The organism is Pseudoduganella sp. RAF53_2 (genome assembly GCF_052113985.1).
Lineage (GTDB): Bacteria > Pseudomonadota > Gammaproteobacteria > Burkholderiales > Burkholderiaceae_D > Rugamonas.
Genome location: NZ_JBFRDW010001055.1, coordinates 1 through 1129 on the forward strand (window position 1 = coordinate 1; position 1129 = coordinate 1129).

At 64.2% G+C, this 1129-nt stretch carries 2 protein-coding genes; both read right to left on the reverse strand.

Going from position 1 to position 1129, the window contains the following annotated elements; all coding sequences use genetic code 11:
* Positions 1–309 (reverse strand): oxidoreductase-like domain-containing protein (locus AB4Z11_RS32270; protein WP_442030343.1); only part of this gene is annotated, 309 nt, incomplete at its 3' end.
* Between the two features lie 10 nt (positions 310–319).
* Positions 320–1129 (reverse strand): GGDEF domain-containing protein (locus tag AB4Z11_RS32275; protein ID WP_442030345.1); only part of this gene is annotated, 810 nt, incomplete at its 5' end.

Consider the following 1129-nt stretch of genomic DNA (forward strand, 5'->3'; position numbering starts at 1 on the left):
GTACAGATCCATGACGCACCAGGTACAGCCGCTATGGCAGCAATCATCCGGCCCCGGCGGCGTCGGCGCCACCGGCCGCGGCCCCAACCCTGGGGTCAGATCCGACATTCGTACACAATTCCAACTGCACGCAGCAGGAGGCGCTGCGTCGGTCAACCTTGGGGTCAGATCCGACATTCGTACACGATCTCGGCCATTGAATGGGATCAGCCCGCGTATGAATGCGGGACCTGACCCGGCAGAAGGCATGGAGTATCCATTCCCCCTGCTACGGTTAAGCTCGTGTACGAATGTCGGATCTGACCCCATGGTGTAAATTTTACTCGGGGACGGCGAGCAGGGCCTGGTTGCGGCCGCGTTGTTTGGCGCGGTAGAGGGCCTGGTCGGCCATTTCGACGAGCTTGTCGGGGCTRCTGTCTTCCAATGGCACAAGCACGGCAACGCCAATGCTGATCGTCACGTGGCCGAACGGGGAGGCGTCATGCGGCATGATCAGCCGTTCCAGTTCCGAGCAGATTGCCTGGGCCACGCCGAACGCGTCCGAGGCATCGGTAGCTGCCGACAGCAAGGCGAATTCTTCGCCCCCGTAACGCGCCACCAGATCCGAGCTGCGCCGGCCGTGCGAAGTGATCAGCTGGGCGACGGCGCGCAAGGTGGCGTCGCCCGCCTGGTGGCCGTAGTGGTCGTTGTATTTCTTGAAGTAGTCCACGTCCAGCATCGACAGCGCAACCGCCTGCCCGGTGCGCGAGGCGCGGCGCCATTCGGTTTCCAATGCCAGGTCGAAACCGCGGCGGTTGGAGACGCCCGTCAGCCCGTCCGTCGTGCTTAGCGCCGCCAGTTTGCGGTTGGACTCCTCCAGTTCCACCGTCCGCGCCGCCACCAGCTTTTCCAGCTCGGCCTGCTGCCGCGTCAAACGGCGAATGCGCCAGTGGTACAGCGCCCACAGCAAGCCCAGCACGGCCGCCGAGGCGGAAATGCGGAACCACCAGGTCTGCCAGAACGGCGGCGTGATCGTGATGCGCAGCGTGGCCGCATCCTGATTCCAGGTGCCGCGGTGGTTCGACGCCTTCACCCGGAACACATAATGTCCCGGATTCAGATTGGTGTAGGTCGCCACGCGGTGCTCGGC